This is a genomic window from Streptomyces lancefieldiae, assembly GCF_031845825.1.
Taxonomy (GTDB): Bacteria; Actinomycetota; Actinomycetes; order Streptomycetales; family Streptomycetaceae; genus Streptomyces; species Streptomyces lancefieldiae.
Map to the genome: position 1 here is coordinate 1 of NZ_JAVRFH010000357.1, position 428 is coordinate 428.

Genomic DNA, 428 nt, shown 5'->3' on the forward strand with positions numbered 1-428 from the left:
TCCCGACGGGGGGTGCTGGTGAGTCCGATGGCCTGGAGCATCGCTTGTCTCGCGTCTCTCGCGGAAGGTGAGACCGCTCGGCGGCAGAGGGGTACCGCAGCAACATAACGCGACATTTCCGACTTTTGATGCAGCAGTGGGCCGACGGGCGTTCCGCCGGTCCCTCCCAGCGGGTCGCCCGGGGTACGAAGGCTCAGACCTCGGGCCGCAGCATCGGCGGATTGAGCACGGTGGCGGCCCCGGCCCGGAACAGTTGCGCGGGGCGGCCGCCCTGCCGCGTGGTCGTCCCGCCGGACGGCACCAGGAATCCGGGCGTGCCGGTGACCTTGCGGTGGAAGTTGCGGGGGTCCAGGACCACGCCCCACACCGCCTCGTACACCCGGCGCAGCTCCCCGACCGTGAACTCGGGCGGGCAGAACGCCGTGGCC

1 protein-coding gene is annotated in these 428 nt (G+C 71.5%); it reads right to left on the reverse strand.

The annotated features are described in order from the left end of the window. Positions 1–193 precede the first annotated feature (193 nt). Positions 194–428: NrtR DNA-binding winged helix domain-containing protein (locus tag RM812_RS42495; RefSeq protein WP_311586399.1), on the reverse strand; the 235-nt coding region annotated here is incomplete at its 5' end.